The 21658-nt window shown below is 41.0% G+C and carries 16 protein-coding genes; 3 read left to right on the top strand and 13 right to left on the bottom strand.

Features of this window, described 5'->3' with window-relative positions:
• The first annotated feature begins 34 nt into the window (after positions 1-34).
• Together WKR92_RS09305 and WKR92_RS09300 are read left to right on the top strand one after the other, a co-directional pair.
• Positions 35-3196: an efflux RND transporter permease subunit gene (locus WKR92_RS09305; RefSeq protein WP_375557555.1), complete on the top strand. Its 3162-nt coding sequence runs from the start codon at positions 35-37 to the stop codon at positions 3194-3196.
• A gap of 104 nt (positions 3197-3300) precedes the next feature.
• A complete protein-coding gene (locus WKR92_RS09300) occupies positions 3301-3633 on the top strand; it encodes a DUF3817 domain-containing protein (protein ID WP_375557554.1) in 333 nt (110 codons plus the stop codon).
• On the opposite strand, the gene WKR92_RS09295 is transcribed toward WKR92_RS09300, so the two are convergent.
• The 9 genes from WKR92_RS09295 to WKR92_RS09255 form a co-directional block, all read right to left on the bottom strand.
• The gene (locus WKR92_RS09295; protein WP_375557553.1) at positions 3619-5478 is read right to left on the bottom strand and encodes an LTA synthase family protein; all 1860 of its coding nucleotides are present in this window, start codon (positions 5476-5478) and stop codon (positions 3619-3621) included. The two genes, WKR92_RS09300 and WKR92_RS09295, sit on opposite strands and share 15 nt — an antisense overlap.
• Before the next feature lie 171 nt (positions 5479-5649).
• Positions 5650-6027, bottom strand: a complete 378-nt coding sequence (locus tag WKR92_RS09290; protein ID WP_375557552.1) for an acyl-CoA thioesterase — start codon at positions 6025-6027, stop codon at positions 5650-5652.
• Positions 6028-6069: 42 nt separating this feature from the next.
• Positions 6070-7473: a dihydrolipoyl dehydrogenase gene (gene lpdA / locus WKR92_RS09285; protein WP_375557551.1), complete on the bottom strand. Its 1404-nt coding sequence runs from the start codon at positions 7471-7473 to the stop codon at positions 6070-6072.
• A gap of 113 nt (positions 7474-7586) precedes the next feature.
• A complete protein-coding gene (locus tag WKR92_RS09280) occupies positions 7587-8108 on the bottom strand; it encodes a plastocyanin/azurin family copper-binding protein (protein ID WP_375557550.1) in 522 nt (173 codons plus the stop codon).
• Between the two features lie 111 nt (positions 8109-8219).
• Complete coding sequence (locus WKR92_RS09275) at positions 8220-9383, bottom strand: hypothetical protein (RefSeq protein WP_375557549.1); 1164 nt, start codon at positions 9381-9383, stop codon at positions 8220-8222.
• A 9-nt stretch (positions 9384-9392) separates the two neighbouring features.
• Positions 9393-10406, bottom strand: a complete 1014-nt coding sequence (locus WKR92_RS09270) for a lipid A deacylase (RefSeq protein WP_375557548.1) — start codon at positions 10404-10406, stop codon at positions 9393-9395.
• A gap of 71 nt (positions 10407-10477) precedes the next feature.
• Positions 10478-11743, bottom strand: a complete 1266-nt coding sequence (gene odhB / locus WKR92_RS09265) for a 2-oxoglutarate dehydrogenase complex dihydrolipoyllysine-residue succinyltransferase (protein ID WP_375557547.1) — start codon at positions 11741-11743, stop codon at positions 10478-10480.
• 15 nt (positions 11744-11758) lie between these two features.
• Positions 11759-14542: a 2-oxoglutarate dehydrogenase E1 component gene (locus WKR92_RS09260; RefSeq protein ID WP_375557546.1), complete on the bottom strand. Its 2784-nt coding sequence runs from the start codon at positions 14540-14542 to the stop codon at positions 11759-11761.
• A gap of 87 nt (positions 14543-14629) precedes the next feature.
• On the bottom strand, positions 14630-15823 hold the full coding sequence (locus WKR92_RS09255; RefSeq protein WP_375557545.1) for a deoxyribodipyrimidine photo-lyase: 1194 nt from the start codon (positions 15821-15823) through the stop codon (positions 14630-14632).
• 179 nt (positions 15824-16002) lie between these two features.
• Here WKR92_RS09255 and WKR92_RS09250 point away from each other — a divergent pair, with 179 nt between their 5' ends.
• Entirely contained in the window at positions 16003-16869 is an 867-nt protein-coding gene (locus WKR92_RS09250; protein ID WP_375557544.1) for a Rossmann-fold NAD(P)-binding domain-containing protein, read from the top strand.
• Between the two features lie 34 nt (positions 16870-16903).
• Here the strand turns inward: WKR92_RS09250 and WKR92_RS09245 are convergent, their stop codons facing one another.
• From WKR92_RS09245 to WKR92_RS09230, 4 genes are all read right to left on the bottom strand, one after another.
• Positions 16904-17857 carry an FKBP-type peptidyl-prolyl cis-trans isomerase gene (locus WKR92_RS09245; RefSeq protein ID WP_375557543.1) on the bottom strand — a complete coding sequence of 318 codons (954 nt, stop codon included), beginning with the start codon at positions 17855-17857 and terminating at the stop codon, positions 16904-16906.
• Positions 17858-17878: 21 nt separating this feature from the next.
• A complete protein-coding gene (locus WKR92_RS09240) occupies positions 17879-18502 on the bottom strand; it encodes an FKBP-type peptidyl-prolyl cis-trans isomerase (RefSeq protein WP_375557542.1) in 624 nt (207 codons plus the stop codon).
• A 160-nt stretch (positions 18503-18662) separates the two neighbouring features.
• Positions 18663-20453 (bottom strand): acyl-CoA dehydrogenase FadE, encoded by a 1791-nt coding sequence (locus tag WKR92_RS09235; RefSeq protein ID WP_375557541.1) that lies wholly within the window; start codon positions 20451-20453, stop codon positions 18663-18665.
• Between the two features lie 28 nt (positions 20454-20481).
• A complete protein-coding gene (locus WKR92_RS09230) occupies positions 20482-21657 on the bottom strand; it encodes an acetyl-CoA C-acyltransferase (RefSeq protein WP_375557540.1) in 1176 nt (391 codons plus the stop codon).
• Position 21658 lies beyond the last annotated feature (1 nt).

The following is a 21658-nucleotide window of genomic DNA, read 5'->3' as shown; positions in this document are numbered from 1 at the left end:
TGAAAACCTGGTTTTCAAAATAAAAATATAATTAATGAAAATATCAGAAGTCTCCATAAAAAGACCGTCCCTTGTCATCGTTGTATTCACTGCACTCAGTTTAATGGGTATTTTGAGCTATTTTTCGTTGAATTATGAGATGTTGCCAAAATTTACTCCAGAGGTAGTTTCGATATCGACAGTCTATCCGGGTGCATCCCCAAATGAGGTTGAGAATACAGTTACAAAAGAGATTGAGGACGCAGTTGCGTCAATGGAAAACGTCAAAAAAATTGATGCCACTTCATTTGAGAGCCTATCTTTAGTTATTATCACTTTGAACAGTGGTACGGATGTCGACTTGGCACTAAATGATGCCCAGCGGAAAATCAATGCAATTTTGGCTGATCTGCCAGACGATGTGGATGCTCCGTCTTTAGCAAAATTCTCATTTGACGATCTACCGATCGTAACATTATCGGCAACTTCCAATATGGCTGATGCAGAATTTTATGACCTCATCGATAAAACGATACAACCGATCCTTTCCCAAGTACCAGGGGTGGCGCAGGTCAATCTAATCGGTGGTCAGGAACGTGAGATTCAAGTAAATTTGGATGCGGGTAAATTAGAAGCTTATGGTATTTCTCCATTACAGGTGCAACAAATGATCCTTTCTTCGAACCTCGATTTTCCTACCGGTAGTATAAAAACGACGGAGCAGGACATTTTAGTTCGTTTAGCAGGTAAATTTAAGAGTGTTGAAGAACTGCGTAACCTGGTGGTAACAACCACCGCTAGCGGTGCACAAATACGGATTAGAGACCTCGCTGATGTTCAGGATACACAAAAAGATGTTGAGAAGCTCTCTAGAGTGGACAGAAAAAGTTCTATTGCTGTGCAAATCTTGAAAACATCGGATGCCAATGCCGTAGCGGTAAGTCAAGAAGTACGTGCGATTTTAGGCCAATTAGAAACTGAACATGCAGCTGCGGGATTATCTCTAGAAGTGGCTAATGACAGCTCACTGTATACATTAGAATCTGCGAACGCCGTGGTATTCGATTTGATATTAGCGATTATCTTGGTAGCGGTAATTATGCTCCTTTTCTTGCATAGTTTTAGGAATGCCGTGATTGTGATGGTAGCGATACCCGTATCGTTGATTTCCACGTTTATAGGCATGTTGCTCTTTGGCTTTACGCTGAACCTGATGTCACTTTTAGGGCTATCACTCGTCGTTGGTATTTTAGTCGACGACGCCATCGTGGTGATCGAGAATATATACCGTCATATGGAGATGGGTAAAAACAAGGTCAGAGCATCAATTGACGGCGCTAAGGAGATCGGTTTTACGGTAGTATCCATTACTTTGGTAATCGTTGTCGTGTTTCTTCCTATCTCGTTAAGTACGGGCATGGTATCCAGTATTCTTCGCGAATTCTGTGTTGTTGTTATTATATCAACGTTACTGAGTTTGTTAGTATCCTTCACGATCGTACCATTATTGACTTCTAGGTTTGGTAAATTGGAGAAAATAACATCTGAAAAAATCAGTGGCCGTTTCATTTTGGGTTTTGAACGACTACTGAAACGATTCACCAATTGGATTACACGTATCTTGGAATGGTGTTTGGGACACAAAGCCATTACCTTGGTGGCTGTAACTCTTATGCTTTTTGCTTCATTTGGTCTAGTGATTGCTGGCTTTATTGGTGGCGAGTTTTTCGCACAAAGTGACCGTGGAGAGTTTCTTGTCCAGCTCGAGTTACCAAAGGATGCCTCTATAGAACAAACGAACCAAGTAGCGCTAAAAACTGAAGAGTTCCTTTCTTCAAAACCTGAAATCACATCGATGATTACCATGGTTGGACAATCGAGTGACGGGATGATGGGGACATTAGCGACTCCGTATAAAGCGGAGATCACAGTTAAATTGATTGATAAAAGTGAGCGCGATCCTTCGGATGTATACGCGGCCAAAATCAAGAAAGAGCTTGCTGATATTCTGGTTGGGGTGAAGATCAAAACTGTTCCAGTCAGCATTATGGGAACGGCGGAACAAGCTCCGATTGAGCTGATCGTAACCGGTTCAAACTTGGATAGTATCATGGATTATGCAGAGCAGGCCCGAGATATTTTAGCCACTATTCCCGGTGCTACCGGAACGAAACTCTCAGTTGAAGGAGGAAATCCCGAAGTTGAGGTCGTTGTAAATCGTGATAAGATGTCTTCATTAGGTTTGGATCTTCAAACGGTGGGCGCAACGATGCAGACTGCCTTTAATGGCAACACGGATGGAAAATACCGCCAGGGTGAGTATGAATACGATATCAATATCCGATTTGATGATTACGATCGACGGAACGTCAATGACGTAAGAAATCTTTTATTTGCTAACAATCAAGGTGAGCTTATTAAATTGTCTCAATTTGCCGATGTGACAGAAGGGTCGGGTCCTACGCAATTGGAACGGAGAGATAAAAGCACATCAGTAAAAGTCCAAGGTCAGACGGTCGGTAGACCCACCGGAAGTATTGCTGCCGACTTTGAGGCAGAATTGGAGAATATTCATAAGCCTGTGGGTGTAAACTACATCTGGAGCGGTGACATGGAAAACCAATCGGAAGGATTTGGAACATTAGGTATCGCTTTATTGATAGCCGTTGTTATGGTGTACTTCATTATGGTGGCTTTATACGATAGTTTTGTGTATCCATTCGTAGTGATGTTCTCGATTCCTTTATCGATTATCGGTGCGCTGTTGGCCTTAGCGTTAACGAACAATAGTTTGAACATATTTACCATACTGGGACTTATTATGTTGATTGGTTTGGTAGCTAAAAATGCAATTCTTCTGGTCGACTTCACCAACCACATGAAAGCTGAAGGCCAAAGCACAAAACAGGCGTTAATCAACGCCAACCATGCTCGTCTCCGCCCGATTCTGATGACCACGATTGCCATGGTGTTCGGTATGCTACCGATCGCTTTAGCGTCGGGTGCCGGTGCAGAGTGGAAGAATGGATTGGCATGGGTTATCATCGGCGGTCTGATAAGTTCCTTGTTCTTAACGCTGGTCGTAGTTCCAGTGGTTTACATGCTCTTCGATACGATCTTGCATAAACTGGGTTTGGACAAAGAAGGCTTACCTATTGAAGAACTGATGGTTGAGGATTACGAGCACAAAGAGTTGAAACCAGAATATGAGCACTAGCTGATAGACAGTCAGTCTATTGTCAAGCTTGGAAAGAAAATTCTTAAGCCCGCGACAAAACTGTATTTTCGGGGCTTAAGGATTATTCACAGTAGCTATTACACATGAAAGATTTAACTCTTAACCGCTTCATGCAAATCGCCTTCATCGAAGGAGTTTCAACAGTTATCTTATTCTTTATTGCCATGCCTTTAAAATATTTGGCAGATTGGCCTTTAGGGGTAAAGTATGTAGGCTGGGCGCATGGATTACTTTTCATCGCTTACCTGATATTGCTAGTTAGTTGCTGGTACATCTATAAATGGAGCTTCAAACGACTTGTTATTTTCTTCATTGCCTCGCTAATTCCATTAGCGCCTTTCTGGGTAGAACGGAAGTTAAAGCGCGAAATTAAGGAAGAGGCAGCATTGGTGCCGTCTGCATCACTTAACAACTAATTCATTATTAATCATCCGATTATTATATTGTTGGATAAATGCTTTTAAGTGCTTTTCCAAGGAGTCCTGGACCTGTAAGCTGGCCCCAACTTTATTCTCTTTCAGCATCGGATCGTTCGAAATGTTATACAAACCGATACTGCGATCTATATCGCCGATTAAAAGGTAATTTCCCTGAACGAAAAGATAGGAACTCCCATTGTTATTGACCATAAAATTCGAGCTGTTCTCTGAAAAAGCGTCAAAACCGAAAGCGAAATATGGTTCATCATAATTGAGATAATTTAATACCGTCGGCATGATATCAATTTGTTGAACGATGTTATCAGACGCTCCTTGTAGCTCACCCCCTGGATAATAAAAAACGATCGGTATCGAATATCCACCTAAGGTGGTTTGATATTCAGGATAATACGAAACAGTTGCGTGATCTGCGCAGAGCACAAATAATGTATTCTCATACCAAGGCTGTTTTTTTGCCGTATCAAAGAACTTTCGAAGCGCTTGATCTGTATAGCCTATAACTTTTTGGACGGGTAGGTTCCCTTCCGGAAATTCCCCCTCATACTTTTCAGGCACCTTAAAGGGATGATGAGAAGAAAGCGAAAAAAAAGTTGTAAAAAAAGGTTCTTTTAAGGTGTTCGTTGTGTTAGCAACATATTGAAGAAAGGGCTCGTCCCATATCCCCCATATTCCGTCAAAATCTGCATTATTGTTGTATTCATCCTTACCAAAATAGTGTTGAAAACCAGCCAATTTAGCATAGGCTGAAAAACCCATGGATCCATTAGGTGCACCATGAAAAAAAGCGGTTTCATAACCTTTTTTACCTAATAAGCTCGGTAAGCTATTCGTCTTATTACCCGAATAAATGGATAAGACATAAGGCTCACTAATACTCGGTATTCCAGAAATAATAGCGGGTAAAGCGTCGATCGATTTACGACCATTGGCAAAGGTTCTAGTAAAGGTATAACCCTCTCCGATCAACGAATCCAGAAAGGGTGTATATCCTTTGTAATTTCCATTATCTAAATCTTTGTTAAGCACACCGATATGCTCCTTACCCAAGCTTTCTATAATTAACAAGACAACGTTCAGCGGCTTGAAAGCACCTACCGTGTCGGGTTGGTGAATGGGACTGTAAATATCCGATAGTTCGTCTTCTGAATAGTAATCTTTCGGCTTTAGATCTACAGCGTCTAAGGTTCTGATAATGGAAAATGGAGTGTTCAAAACAATATACATTTGCTCCGGCCTATCCACATAATCGCCCGCATTGTTAAGCGTAATAGGACGCGTACTATGCCGCCATCCACCACGGACGCCAATAATACAGAATAGAACAATTAGAATTAAAGCGCCACCATGAACTAGGTATCGAGTGGTATTAAAACTTTTGGGCGCTAGAACCTGTATGCGAGTATATAGCAAGTTAAGTAAAAGAGCCAGTCCTATCAGGGTGATTAGAAGATACCAATAGTCGACTAAGAAGTCAGTAAATAAAGTGAATTTATTGTCCTCATTCGAAAACTGATTAAACACGGTTCCAGTTGTCCTCTTCAACGTGAATTTATAATAAGCGAAATCGACGAGGTTCAACGCGATCCCAATCGTGTTAGTAGTAATAAAAACCCACTTACTCACCCTCTGATAACGTGTATTATAGCGAAACTTAAACGGTATCGCTTGCATCAAAATAAAGAGTGAATTGAGGTAGATTAAAGCGGCAACATCAAATTTTACTCCACCAAGCATCATCGTTAGAAGACTAGGTGCGTCTATATCTGGAAATAGAGAAAGGTTTACCCAGTAAAACCCTAGCCTTAACACGGCATAGATCAATAGAAGAGCTAAGAAAAGGCAAAAAAGTCTGCTATATATATTTATTCTGAAATCTTGTTTTGTGGACATTGCTGCGTAAACGGATAGCAGCAAAATTATCCATTTTTACAAAATATTCATATTATTTTAACAATATGTTTACTCAGCGTGTAGAGTTAACCTACAAACTACTTATCGGTAAGCATAGGTAATCTCTGTCTTACCATGAGGGAAAGGGTTTCCGTCTTCATCCACATTAACAAAGACTAAGCGTTCAATCGTCAAGATACTTTTCTTGGTTATTTTGTTTCGCACTTCACAAGTTAGGGTAATTGAAGTTCGTCCGAAATTGGTTGCTTTAATTCCCATTTCAATAATATCACCCTGTCTAGCCGAGCTCACAAAATTAATTTCGGACACAAACTTGGTTACCACCCTAGGGTTTCCAAGCTGTATGATAGCATATATAACTGCTTCCTCGTCAATCCAACGTAGAAGCGTTCCACCGAATAATGTTCCATTGGGGTTAAGGTCTTCCGGTTTAACCCATTTTCTTGTATGAAAGTTCATAAAATGATAAAAAAAGAGCGGATAAAAATCCGCTCGTAAGTTCTAGATATGTATAGCTCTATTTGCTGTAGCTGCTAACGCTGCCTCTTTAAAGGATTCCGTATAGGTTGGGTGGGCATGACAGATACGAGCAATATCCTCGGCAGATGCACGATACTCCATTGCCACAACTGCTTCAGCAATCATATCTGCAACCCGCGGTCCGATCATATGAACGCCCAAAATCTCATCAGTTTCGGGATCAGCAAGAACCTTAACAAACCCATCAGTATCCATACTCGCACGTGCGCGGCCGCTTGCTTTGAAAGGGAAAGATCCTGCTTTGTATTTTTTCCCCTCTTCTTTCAGTTCTTCTTCTGTCTTACCGACGCTAGCTACCTCTGGCCATGTATATACTACCCCAGGGATCAAATTGTAGTTAATATGGGGCTTTTGTCCCGCTATATGCTCTGCTACGTAAACGCCTTCGTCTTCGGCTTTATGTGCTAACATCGCTCCTTTGATAACGTCACCGATCGCATATACGCCCTTTACGCTAGTTTCGAGATGTTCATTTACCGGAACTTTCTTCCCTTTGTCATCTACTGTTATTCCAATATTTTCTAAGCCTAAGCCGTCCGTATAAGCAATCCGACCAATAGCCACTAGGCAGTAATCACCCGTGACTTTAACTTCCATCCCTTGTTTGTCTTCTGCTGTTACGGTTACTTTTTTACCTTTTACACTTGTACCAGTAACTTTATGCCCCAATAAAAACTCAAAACCGAGACCTTTAAGAGATTTTTGCAGTTCTTTACCCAAACCCTTATCCATCGTTGGGATAATAGAATCTGCATACTCTAAAACAGTCACTTTAGAACCTAGACGCGCATATACAGAACCAAGTTCCAAGCCAATAACACCGCCTCCGATTAGAACAAGATGTTCAGGGATTTCCTTCAGATTAAGGGCTTCAGTTGATGTGATCACTCGCTTTTTATCTATTTTAATGGATGGTAAAGAGAAAGGTTTGGAGCCCGTAGCGATAATAACATTCTTAGCTTTGATCGTTTCCTCTTTACCATCTTCTTTGGTTATCTTAATGGTGTTTTTATCAACAAATGACCCAACACCTTGATAGGAAGTTATTTTATTTTTTTTGAAGAGAAAAGAGATTCCTCCGGTAGTCTGTTGTACGACCTCGTCTTTACGCTTGATCATTTGCCCTATATCTACCGATAAGTCTTTGAGGCCAATACCGTGCTCCGTAAAACGATGTTTAGCGTTATGAAAGTGTTCACTTGAATCTAGAAGTGCCTTTGACGGAATACATCCTACATTTAAGCAGGTTCCTCCAAACGTGCTGTATTTTTCTACTATTGCGGTTTTCAAACCGAGCTGACCACAGCGGATCGCACTAACATATCCTCCGGGTCCACTTCCAATTATTACTACGTCGTATTCCATATTTGTTGATCTTATTATAAGGCAAAGATAATGATTAAAAAATTGTGCAAAAAAAAGAGGCAGCCAAAACTGACTGCCTCTTTTTTTAAAATTTTACACTGAGTGTGGCTTAATTATTCAACAACAATTTTACCACGCATAGTACCCCAGTGACCTGGGAAACTACATACAAATTCGTATTCACCTGGTTCATCGATAGTGAAAGTAATCGTATCGCTTTCGCCTGGTCCTAATAATTTGGTATGAGCAATGATTGACGATGCAAAGGTAGCAGGGATGTAGTCATTATCCTTTGCTTTAAACGCTTCACCGCCAAATGCTGCTACGTCAGTTCCCGGAGCCAAAACCACAAAGTTATGACCCATTGACTCTTTTGGCAACTCGCCAACATTCTTTAATGTAATCTGAATTTCTTGACCTGCTTTAACAGTGAATAAATCCTTGTCAAATTGCATCTGGTCATTACCTTCGATTTCAAATACTGCTGGCTCTAAAGCCTCTCCAGTAGCCGTGGTCTCAGTAGAGGTTGCCGACTCGTCTGTCGTTGCAGCAGTTTCATTATTCGTGTTACTACCTCCGCATGATGCCAAAAATAAAGCAACCGCAGCTGCTGGCACTAAAAATAGTTTTTTCATTTTGTTTTTATTTTAGATTAAATCAAGTTTAACAGTACAAACATACACAATTACGAAATGTTTTCGAGATTTTAGCCTATGTGTTTTATTATTTTTTTACAAATAGGTGATTTAGATTATAGGGTACCTTTCAAAAGGTCTTGTCCGATCGAAAAGATAACGGTATGTATGATGAGTTTTATAAATTTTTGCCCCTATTTGCTCTGCCACACGCATCATTCTTGGGTTAAAATCCCCAATCCAATTCATTTGTAACTCGGTATAAGGCATCGATCCCGATTGAACGAGCGTGGCAGACTCAACGATGAGAGCAATCTCCACACCTTTCTTTTGATGTTCAGGAACAACGCCAAAAATTACGCCGAACATGGTTTTGCATTGATTTGTTAATTTCCGCCATACAAACAACAATTTACCCCATAATGTAAATTTTCCATTTAGCTCTTGCACGATCAATTCATTGACATCGGGAAGGGAAATCCAAAACGCTACCGGCTCTCCATTATAATAAGCAAACCAAATAAGCCGCGGATCCAAAATTGGCTTCATATTTTTTAACAGATCATTAGCTTGCTTCTCGGAAATTTCGCTAACACCCGCATGCTTAACCCATGCTTTATTATAGACCGTTCTAAAATCTACCGCAGCCTTTTCTAACTTAGATTTGTCTACATGCGCAAAGGTATAACCGCGGTGTTCTAATATCTTTCTCGCTCGTTTGGCATAACGAGTATCCAACTCTGAATGGACGTCTCGCCAGTAAGTATGCTGTTTATAATAAACTTGAAATCCGTAATTTTCAAATAGGTCTTGATAGTATTTAGGATTATAATTGCACATATAACATGGTTTGTGGAAGCCCTCCACAAGTAAGCCCCACCAATTGTTACGTTCTCCAAAATTAACCGGACCGTCCATTGCCTCGAGCCCTTTCGATTGCAACCAGTTCCTAGCTGCATCAAAGAGCATGCTTGCAGCTTCCTGATTATCAATACATTCGAAGAATCCACTACCGCCAGCAGGCAAATCGGAGCTATCTACAATTTGTTTAGTATAAAAAGCAGCGATTCGTCCTATATAACGCCCAGATGCATCACTGAGGAGCCAACGAACACACTCTCCTTCCTTGAAGAAGTTGTTATGAGAAGAATCAAATACCTTCTCGATATCCGCATCGAGCGGACGGATATAATTAGCATCCCCTTTATAGAATTGAGGTGCCATTTCAATAAAATCTTTCGCCAATGAGGCACTATCTACTTCTATTAGATTCATGCTATAAAACTACTTAAACTTAGCGTTTTTTAAAAGATGCCCTGCTCCAATATTATAGCGGAGAGTCAGAGCTTGCTGATTGTCGATGGCACCTTTGGTAAAATGAAAGGTTGTCATCAACTCTGCTGAGAAGCGTTCTCTACGAAACGGAGCCCAGCCAATATCAAGCCGGTTATAGATTTGCTCCGTAAAGAAATTATCACCAAGCGCAGTGACCTGATCATCACCAAAATACAAGGTATTATGTAGGAAAAAGGAACGATATCCGGCATGAGCTTCTACTAGTGCACCTTTTGCTCCTTTCCATTCATACACGCCACGCAGCCGATCGGCCGATAAAAGCCCTCCTACCCCAAACGTCAACGAATCCAATTGGGTATATCTTGTCAGATCTGCACCTAGACGTAATGAAATAGCTGCATTATCTTGAAGATGTAGGTCGTCTATCGGATCTTTTGGCAACGCATTATGCCAGAGCAAAGCATCATGAGAAAAGAAGAATGTGCCAAATTTGACTGTACCTGACACGCCGACCATAAACTGTTCACGTTGATCTACTGTCTGTTTGCTAACCCAGTCGATCCAAATCGTTTGTTTTAATCGATTATTTTCGACCTTAAAAAGCATTCCTGTATGATTGGGCCTAAAATAGATAAGCGTATCACTTAACAGCGATCGTCGAAAACGGTCGGTCAGTCTAGCGCGAGGAAACGATCCGATATAGAAGTCGACTTGATTTTTATGATAATTATAATAGATCGTCGGCATTACTCTGCTACTGAATTTCTTCGTCCCAAATTCGTGCAACAAGTTCATTCCAAAACGTATACGGTGCACACTATCTGCTAACAACCCCAACTCCGGAGTGAACTGGGTTCCGAGAATCGTGCTTGACTCCCGACCAGATGCTGCATACTCTCTATTATCAACAAAACCAAAGAACCCTACATCCCATTCAAACACTTGTGCTTTTATGCAATGAAGAGAAAAAACTAAAACAATTGTAAGTAGAAGCCGTTTCAAGGAATTGTTTCTAGGAAAGATCTATAATTGAAGAGGGATTAACATTGTAATCCCTCTTTAAAATTATTAGCTTAAACGTCCAACAATAAGCGTGTTGGGTCTTCGAGCAGTTCCTTAACTCGAACTAAAAAGCTTACTGATTCGCGACCATCAATGATTCGATGATCATAAGACAATGCTACATACATCATTGGACGGATTACTACTTCGCCATTAATGGCAACAGGCCTTTGGATGATATTATGCATGCCTAGTATAGCAGATTGCGGTGCATTAATAATAGGTGTTGACATCATTGAGCCGAACACGCCGCCGTTAGTGATCGTAAACGTCCCACCGGTCATCTCCTCAATGGTTAACTTATTATCTCTAGCTTTACCTGCTAATTCGGCAACACTTTTTTCTATATCCTGCAAAGACTTTGATTCAGCATTACGAATAATAGGAACGACTAAGCCTTTAGGAGCGGAAACAGCGATAGAGATATCGACGAAATTACTGTACACAATCTCATTCTCATCTATTCTAGCATTTACCGTAGGCCATTCCCTCAGCGCCATGCATACCGCTTTCGCAAAGAAGGACATAAAGCCAAGACCAATGCCGTGCTTCTCTTTGAATTTCTCTTTATACTTTGTGCGTATATCCATAATAGGCTTCATGTCAACTTCATTAAACGTAGTCAACATCGCCGTGTCATTCTTAACGGTTACCAAGCGCTTTGCGATTGTTTTCCTAAGAGACGACATCTTCTCTCTTCTCTCATCGCGAGCACCACCAGGGGTCGACGATGATGACGCTGAGTCAGCAGATGACGAAATAGTGTCCTTGCTGGCAGCTTTTGGCTCAGATTTAGGTGCGGAAGAAGCATTCAATGCATCTTCTTTGGTAATGCGCCCATCCTTGCCAGTGCCTTTCACATCTTTTGCATCGATACCTTTTTCTTTCAGAATCTTAGCTGCAGCAGGAGATGCAGTACCCGAGGCGTACGTTTCTTGAGACTCGGTGTCGCTTGATGCCGATTCTGTTTTCACATCATCTTTCGTATCCTCATTCACTTTGTCATTGGAAGCTGCACCTGTATCTTCATCTTGCGACTTCTCCCCTTCTTCGATTTTACATATAATTGCACCAATTTCCAATGTATCACCTTCACTGGCTACATGCCGTAATACCCCGGCCTTCTCCGCAGGTAATTCAAAAGTTGCTTTATCAGACTCAAGTTCGGCTATTACTTCGTCCATTTCTACATAATCACCATCATTCTTTAGCCACTGAGCTACAGTTACATCTGTAATTGACTCGCCTACGGAAGGCACTTTCATTTCTAAACTCATAAATGCTTTGTTTTATTAATCTACTTTTGCTGCCTCTTTGGTTGTTTTTTTAATCTTCTCCTTAACTTCCTTACCCGCCGTCGTTTCGAAAGCCTTCTCAACAATAACCAATTGTTGAGCAATATGTTGTTTTTGGTAGCCGGTTGCAGGACTACTGCCCTCTTTACGACATATCACTTCCAGTGTGATTCTCGATTTACGTAATTTCCTACAGATATAAGGCCAAGCTCCCATATTCTCTGGTTCTTCTTGAACCCACAAGAACTCCTCCGCATTCTTATATTTTGTTTTAATAGCGCGAAGCTTATCCATAGGAATCGGATATAATTGTTCAACTCGCACAATGGCTACATCTTTTCTTTTGTCCTTTTGCTGTTTTTCCAAAAGATCATAATAGACCTTTCCTGTACAGAATAGAACACGCTCAACGTTTGCAGAGCGAACGTATGTATCGTCAAGAACTTCCTGAAACTTGCCTTTCGTAAACTCTTCTAGCTTCGATACGACGGCCGGATGACGCAACAAGCTTTTCGGTGTAAAGACAACGAGCGGTTTTCGAAAATCCCGATGTAACTGTCTTCGGAGTATGTGGAAGAAACTGGCCGGGGTTGTGCAATTTGCCACCTGTATATTGTTTTCAGCACACAATTCCAAAAAGCGTTCAACTCGCGCGGATGAGTGTTCAGGTCCCTGTCCTTCATATCCATGCGGAAGCAGCATAACCAATCCGTTCGAGCGTCGCCATTTCGCCTCAGAACTAACAATGTATTGATCGATTATTATTTGAGCTCCATTTACGAAGTCACCAAATTGAGCTTCCCAAATTGTTAAAGAATGTGGGTTTGCCAACGCATATCCATATTCAAAACCTAATACTCCATATTCAGAAAGATGCGAATTATAAATATCAAATTTGGCTTTGCCGCCATTAAGTTGTGCTAATGGCATATACTCTTCTTCAGAGTCTTCTAATGTCAACACCGCATGACGATGTGAGAACGTACCACGCTCAACATCCTGACCAGAAATACGAACTCGTTTACCCTCATTTAAAAGTGTACCGTAAGCCATTTGCTCCGCCATGGCCCAATCGAAGGTTTTATTCTCGACCATCTTCCGCCGTTCAACAAACAAGCGTTCTATTTTTCGGAAAAACTTTTTATCCTTGGGCAGCTGGGTAATCTCTTTTGCGATCTTTATAAAATCCTTTTCGGAAACAGCGGTATCAGCGGGAACAAAAATATCTTCATACTTTGCTTTTCTCAATCCGCTCCAAGCACCCGAATACATAGGATTTACATCAGAAATCACTTCGTCGTCCTTAGATTCGTCCAGTCTGTCTTGAAGGAGAGCTCTAAAGTTTTTCTCCATTTCTTTTGCGAGACTGGCGTCTACACTCCCTTGCTCGAGAAGCTTTTTATTGTAGATTTCCCGCGGATTTAAGTGCTTTTCGATTGCTTTATACAACAACGGCTGCGTAAACTTAGGTTCGTCGGCCTCATTATGACCGTAGCGACGATAGCAAAGCATATCAATAAATACATCGGTATGGTATTTTTGACGATATTCCACCGCCATATTAATCGCATAAACCAAAGCTTCTACATCATCTCCGTTCACATGAAATACAGGAGATAGTGTAATCTTAGCAATGTCGGTGCAATACGTAGAGGATCTTGCATCCTTATAATTCGTTGTAAATCCAACCTGATTATTAATCACGACATGAATGGTACCACCGGTTTTATAACCGCTTAGTTTTGACATCTGGATAACTTCGTACACGATACCCTGACCAGCGATAGCCGCATCTCCATGAATTAAAATCGGTGCAATCTTAGACGATTGACCGTCATACTTCATGTCGATCTTAGAACGGACAATCCCTTCCACAACCGGATTAACCGTTTCTAAGTGGGAAGGATTGGGACATAGACTTAGATGAACTTTTTTATCGTTTGCCGTAGTTACATCGGTTGAAAAACCTAAATGGTATTTCACATCACCACCAAATTCAGTATCCTCTGTTGTCTTACCTTCGAACTCATTGAATAACGTTTCATATGTTTTACCCAATATGTTTGCGAGAACATTCAGTCTGCCGCGATGCGCCATTCCGATTACGAACTCTTCGATACCAAGATCGGCGCCTTTCTGTATCACAGAATCTAAGGCCGGAATAAGGCTTTCCGCACCTTCCAATGAGAAACGCTTCTGACCTAAAAACTTCGTCCCCAAGAAATTCTCAAATACTACTGCCTCATTTAGCTTCTGAAGCATTCGTTTTTTAGTTTCTAAATCAAAGTTTGGCTCGTTTCTTTCGCCTTCCATTCTTGACTGTAGCCAAGCAATTTTTTCAGGATGGCGAATGTATTTGAACTCTGCACCAATCGTATCGCAATAGGTATCCTCAATTAATTGGCGAATATCCCTCAGTTTGGCTGGCCCTAATCCAACTTCTACACCTGCATTAAATACGGTATCCATATCGGATTCGTCCAAACCAAAGGTAGCCAGTTCCTTGCCAGGAAAGTATTGTCGGCGTTCGCGAACCGGATTTGTTTTAGTAAACAAATGGCCTCTCTCGCGATACCCATTAATCATATTCAATACATTGATTTCCTTTAAAATATGTTCTGGGGTCTCTGCATTACCGGTACCTTGGGAAGAACCAAAATCAAACCCTTCAAAGAATTTTTGCCATCCGAAATCAACGGACTCAGGATCATTTTTATATGACTCATATATAGAATCAATATAACGTGAGTCAGCGTTACTCAAAAAAGAAAGCTTATCCATGTTTTTTATACGTATAGAGCAAAGTTATAAATTAAATGATTGTGGCCGTAAGAATCCTGTTTTTTTTATTCGACTAATTTTATTCGACTAAACAATATACTTAAGATTATGTTTAGGGCTACTCCCCACCCCTGCCACATGTGCCCAGCTACCATAATTGCTGGCCGGACTATAATCCACTAGTTTTTCCTCAAAGTAAGCAGCACCTCGAAGCCAATTTACTTTGAGATCATGGACGAGATAAGATGCAGCTGCAAACTTCATTTGCTGATTAATGTAACCCGTTTCATAAAGAGATTTCATAATTGCATTCACATCCTCATTGGATGTTTGTCCTTTTTGCCACGTTTCAAAATCGTGATCGTCATCTACATAACGTGGCGTCTCATCTGCAAAGCCTTCCAGCTTAAAGAACTTATTACCGTATTTCTTAAACATAAACCGATAATAGTCGTGCCACCATAGTTCGTCCATTAGTTTATTGAAGATCGCCTTGGGAAAGCGAGCCTTGTTAACGAGGTTATGATAAAATGTATGCACCGATATACACCCTAAATTCAGCCATGGAGACAGACCGGATTCAGACAGGTCTTTATCGTCGTTTTCAATTAGTTTGTTCAACTGCGTCAGTGCTTGTGATTCTCCACCAATGATGGATGCCTCGGAAGCACGGGTAATTTCACCATCATTGAATCCTAAATCCGAAAGGTTGGGAACGCGTCCTTCTTCTATATTACCGACAAAACTCATTTGTCGGTCTATTTGAATACTGGGTCTTATTACGCCTTCTTTTACTGTTTTCCGCTTAAATAAATTGAAATCGTCAGGAATATCCTTAATTGGAAAAGGCAAATCCTCTTTATGATATAATGTGTGGCCAATAAAATGGCGCAGATTTAATTGCAACTTCCAGAGAGCCTCTTCTACAAGCGCCGAAACATGAGTTTCTTCTTGGGCTACTTCTCGGTGATGGTAAACTTCATCGACTCCGTATTTCTCGGCAAGTTGAGGTATAATTTCCTCTGGGAGTCCCTGCTGTATAAGCAGTTCACCACCTAAGGAACGAAATGATTGTTGTAAATCACGAACACTTTCATTGATAAATTGTGCGCGCATAACACCGGTTTTCTTTAGACCTAAATCTGTGATCATAAACATCCGGGGGTCATATATATAAACAGGGAGAATATGGCTAGCCTTTTCAAGCGCCATACTTATCATTTCATTATCACAAATTCGTAAGTCGTTTCTAAACCAAAGTAATATGGTCCTATTGCTCATTCTTGGAAGAAGTAATTCGTATTAAACAAATATACTCATATTTGGCCGATCTTCTTCAAAATTCAGCTTTATTGAAGATATTTACATTCTATTTACAAACGTGTAGATTAAATCCAACTGAGAGAAACTTTTAATACACTTGATTTGTATTAGTATAAAGGAATACGAACGATCTTATAATGAATATACTGTTAACAGGCGCTAATAACTACTTAGGACAAGAATTGGTGTCCTTCTTTCTCGAAAAGGAATATACTGTCACTTGTTTAATTAGGAGCGAGACTCTTTTTTATAATACTAAAAAGTCAGAGAAAAATCTAGCAACTATACAGGGTGATTTAATTCGAGAAAAGTACTCTCGAAACTTCCCCGACGACCTTGACGTTGCTTTCTATTTCAGTTACTACATCGCAGAAAGGGGGGATATTTACCAGGAGTTGGAATTACTATCTCTGCAGAATTATATAAAAAAAGCCAGGAGAGTCAACTGCTCACATCTTATATATGTATTGCCATTACGTTCGCCAGTAATAGATGAGGTGAAGGATTTATTGGAAGATAGTTATATCCCTTACACGATTATCCGAACCAGCAATATCGTTGGAAAGAATTCCTTGTTGATGCAGATCTTTAAGAAAATGACCAGCAGCATGACCATCGTTTCGAATACAAAGCTGGCAGAAAGTCGTTGCCAACCAATCGCTTTATCGGACGCTATTGCGTACTTGGATTTCATTTCATTCAACCCGGCGGTATTCAACCAAAGCTTTGACATTGGCGGCCCTGAAGTATTGAGCTATAAAGAGATGCTACTCGAATTCATGAAGCTCTCTAAAGTAAAAAGAACCATTATCACACTGCCCTTCGTGCATACCTTCTTTTCAACCTTTTGGTTGAGCGCCAGCGGTGGTATACCGAAAAAAATTGCGGGAGCTTTTAGTAAGAATATCCAAGGCGACTTATTGTGTGAGGACAATAAGATACATGATCTCTTTCCTCACACATGCCTAACGTTCAGAGAGGCTGTTTTACGAGCCATTTCCTAAATATTGAATCCGTCTTACTCGTCCGGAAGACTGTTTAATTTGTAGCCGACTTGATTTTCACTTCAAAATCAAGCGGAGAAAAGGGAGGAATTCCGTTGGCGTTAGAACTGCTTACATTTCCTGCAGTGCCATAACCTTGACTCGACGGCAAAACCATTCTCACTTTACCTCCGGCTCTCAGTTTTGGCAGTATTTCCTGCCAACCCTCAATCGTATTGGCAAGTGATAAAGAGGTAGAGTCAGTTGCAGATTCCTCCAGTATATTTCCATTAAGGAGCCGCAATGAATAAGCCAACTTTACTGTTGAGTTTTCAGAAATTATATCACCGGTTCCCGGTTCCAAAATATTATAATATATCCCTGTCTCAGTTTTCTCAAAATCCCCTAGTTGCATCCCACCAATCGACGGAATATACTTCTCGATAACATAAGATTCATACTCCACTAGGTTATCAGGGTCAATCGCATGAATGGTATAATCCAGACTCATATTTGACCCAATCTGCTTCGACCCATTTCGGCCATAAGCTAATCGAGACGGCACCAACACTCGTATTTTACCGCCTGCATTCTTCAACACCTCGTGTATAACACGCTTAAGTCCCTCTTCCTTATCTAATGGGGAGCCTGAGCCGCTATTTGCAGCGGCCGAACCATAAGGGAAATACCCTAGGTAATCAGCATATCTATTGCTCGCCTTAAAGGTGTCTATAGCGCTATAACTTCCGTCGTGGGTAACAAATGAATATACAATTGGAATCTTTTTATCGTAATCCAATGGTGCGCCATCGCCATCTTCTATAATTTGGTAATACATCCCTGTATTTTCGAAAGGAACGACTTCGGAAAGATTATTCTTCCGTATGTATTCTTGTATATTTTCCTCGTCGAGCTCGACAATCGTTTGATATTCTTTTTTCTCGCAGGAGGCTAAAGCTAGCACCCCAAACAAACAGAACAGGAAGAATCGGCTATTAAGTATATTCATTAAAGATTAGTAGTTAAATATTTAGTACGGAGAGGAAGGTGGATTTACTTCTAATACCTCAATGTAAAAATCTAATGGTGAATTTGCAGGAATACCTTCCCTACTTTGTGACTGATATCCATATGGTGAAGGCATTACAATGCGAATTTTAGCGCCTTTCTGTAAACCAAGAGCGGTAATACCTATCTTTTGCGGATCACCATTTCGATCAAGGATAATATCACCATCTCTATCTTTCATGTTTTCGGGAAAAAAGGCCACTTGCCAGCCTGCAAGTACAGAGGCTAGAGAAAAAGTTTGATCTTCAAAATCGTTAAAAACTGTTCCATTGAGAACTAACTTTCCGGTATAGTTAACTGTAACCTCTGGATACTCTAATTCTCCAATACTATTAACGTTATATTCATAGAAATCTGCATTTGCAGAGTCAGTTAACCCCTGTTCAACGATCTTATACCAAATACCTGTCTCATCAAGGATAGCCCCTTCAAGCGCATCGACCGAATCAACATATGCTTTTAATATTGGAGCCTCTATATCAAAATATTTTTGTCCGTCATAAAGTTCGAAGTCATTGTCTTTCATACAGCTCGTAAAACCTACGCCAATGATCAGAGCAATAAATAAAAAGTTTAATTTTTTCATAGTGTGTTTCATACTATCGATGCAAAGTTATTTATTTAATTGATTTAATTCAGGAATTAACATTTTTTAACAGGAAAAACCATAATGATTAAAACCTAAAGAAACAACGTAAGCCTCACGAGGTATGCTACAACTCAGGTCTGAAATAAAATATTTTTTGTTAATAGCAATATCTGTTTGCCTCAATCAATTGCTTAGCGATATACTGGCGAGCCTCTTTTGAATTATAAGGGTCAACCTTGGTAAAACGGCGAAGCCCCATAAGCATCATTTTTAATTCATCTCCTTCGGCAAAAGAACACAAAGCCTGTTTTCCGGATATATACACCTCATCTACAGCAGTGTGCAGATAAACTCTTGCAATATTAATCTGTCCTTGAACGTCACTTTCACCCTTCATTGATACTAGTTTCTCAACACGCAGCAATGTCGATTCCGCTAAATAGATAAAACCGATGATATCGGCAATATTCATTAATATTTCTTGCTCTTTAGACAAAGACATCATCAGTTTCTGTACTGCAGCCCCTGCTACCAGCAATCCGGCCTTTTTTAAGTTCTTTATTATTTTTTTCTCGATACCGAATAGCGCGTCATCAGCACCTTCGAAATCAGGAATCGACATCAACTCATCCGCCACCTCTTGAGCTGGCGCCATCAAATCTAACTCCCCCTTCATAGCTCGCTTGAGTAACATATCAACAATCAACAACCGGTTTACTTCATTCGTACCTTCAAATATCCTGTTGATACGCGAATCCCGGTAAGCACGCTCCATCGGCGCCTCAGCCGAGAAGCCCATTCCACCATACACCTGCACGCCCTCATCTACCACAAAGTCGAGCATCTCAGAGCCCCATACCTTTAAGATGGCACACTCAATCGCAAATTGCTCGGTGGATTTCAGGCGGGCCTTCCCAGCCTCCATCCCGTTATCAACTAATTTTTCGTATGCATCATCAATATTCTGGCCGGCTCTGTAGGCAGCGCTTTCTACTGCAAAATTACGAATGGCCATTTCAGCCAGCTTGTGTCGAATAGCTCCAAATTTTGATATGTGTAAACCAAATTGCACTCGTTCATTTGCGTAATTTATCGCATGGTTAATTGCCATCCGCGATGAGCCAATAGCCGCTGCAGCCAATTTAATACGCCCTATATTTAGAATATTGACTGCTATCTTAAACCCGTTTTCTCGCTCCGAAAGAAGGTTCTCAACGGGAACAAGGCAGTCGTTAAAAAATAGTTGTCTCGTGGATGATCCTTTTATCCCCATTTTATGCTCTTCTGGATTCATCGTTATTCCACCAAAGCCTCTCTCAACAATAAATGCCGATAGATTTTTATCGTCGTCAATCTTAGCAAATACAATAAATATATCGGCAAAACCGCCGTTTGTTATCCACATTTTTTGACCGTTGATAACATAATGAGTTCCTTCCGAATTTAAGGTAGCTGATGTTTTCCCTGAGTTCGCATCCGAGCCGGCATTGGGTTCTGTCAAACAATATGCTGCTTTATACTCGCCGGTGCCCAATTTGGGAATATATCGTTCCTTTTGTTCATCATTGCCATAATATAATATCGGCAGGGTTCCGATCCCCGTATGCGCAGACAGAGCTACTGCAAAAGAGTGGCCTGCACCAACTGCATCGGTAACAAGCATGGCGGTATTAAAATTCTTACCAAAACCTCCATATTTCTCGGGAATTGAGACTCCCAATAAACCGAGTGCACCAGCTTTGTCAAGGAGTTCTTGCATTAAGCCTTCTTGCTGGGCATCAATAGCATCCAGCTTTGGTAGAATCTCGCTTTCAATAAAATCTGCACACGTCTGGCGGATCATCGATTGTTCCTCGTCGAACTCTTCAGGTATAAAAATATCTTTATGAGACGTTTCTCGGATGACAAACTCACCACCCTTTATTACATTCTTAATATCCTTTTCCATTGACAATGAATTTAATAGCCTCTTTTATCTATAACATTTCAAATATACCCGCTGCGCCCTGACCCGTTCCTACGCACATAGTCACCATTCCATATTTTTGGTCACGTCGTTTCAGTTCGTTAAAAACCTGAACTGACAGTTTTGCACCCGTACAGCCGAGCGGATGCCCTAGGGCTATTGCGCCTCCATTTACATTTACAATATCGGCATCTAGTCCAAGCTTTCTAATGACCGCCAGCGACTGGGATGCAAATGCTTCATTCAACTCTATTAAATCAATTCCATTCAGAGTCATGTTAGCCTTTTTTAATGCCAAAGGGATCGCCTCAATAGGGCCTATTCCCATAATCCGTGGAGGAACTCCAGCCACCGCATAACTCACTAATCGCGCAATAGGCTCCACGTTCAATTCTTTCAATTTTGCTTCAGAAACTACCAATACAAATGCAGCTCCGTCCGAAGTCTGCGATGAGTTCCCCGCAGTTACTGTTCCGCCAGCCGCAAATACTGGTTTCAGAGCTGCTAATCGCTCTACACTGGTATCTGCTCGCGGCCCTTCATCTTTGTCTACAATATACTCGCTCGTTTCTATCTTATTTGTTTTGCCGAGATAGTTCTCCTTCACGGTTATCGGTACAATATCTTTATCGAAAAGACCATTTCTTTGTGCCAATAATGCTTTTTGATGAGAAGCGTATGCAAAAGCATCTTGATCTTCTCTACTTACATTAAATTCTTTGGCTACCGCTTCAGCCGTCAGCCCCATTCCCCAATACCAGTCGGGATGCTTCTTAGCAACCTCAGCATTTGGAACCAACTTCCAACCTCCAAAAGGCATTCCTGACATAACCTCAACACCGCCTGCGACAATAACATCAGCCATGCCAGTCTTAATTTTAGCAACTGCGGTTGCAATTGTTTCCAAACCTGAAGAGCAATACCGGTTAACCGTGACCCCTGGAACTCGTTCAGTATCCAACCCCATCAATGAGATCATGCGACCAATATTAAGCCCTTGTTCTGCTTCTGGTGTCGCATTTCCAACGATCACATCATCGATTTCTTCTTTGTCAAGATTCGGCACGGATGCCACTAGATGCTTAACCACCTCGGCAGCCAGATCATCGGCTCTGGTAAACCGAAAACTACCCCGTGGCGCTTTGCCCACGGCTGTCCTATATCCTGCTACTATGTATGCTTCCATA

The organism is Albibacterium profundi, from assembly GCF_042159835.1.
In the GTDB taxonomy this organism is placed as follows: Bacteria; Bacteroidota; Bacteroidia; order Sphingobacteriales; family Sphingobacteriaceae; genus Albibacterium; species Albibacterium profundi.
This window is presented reverse-complemented; position numbering and strand designations above follow the sequence as displayed.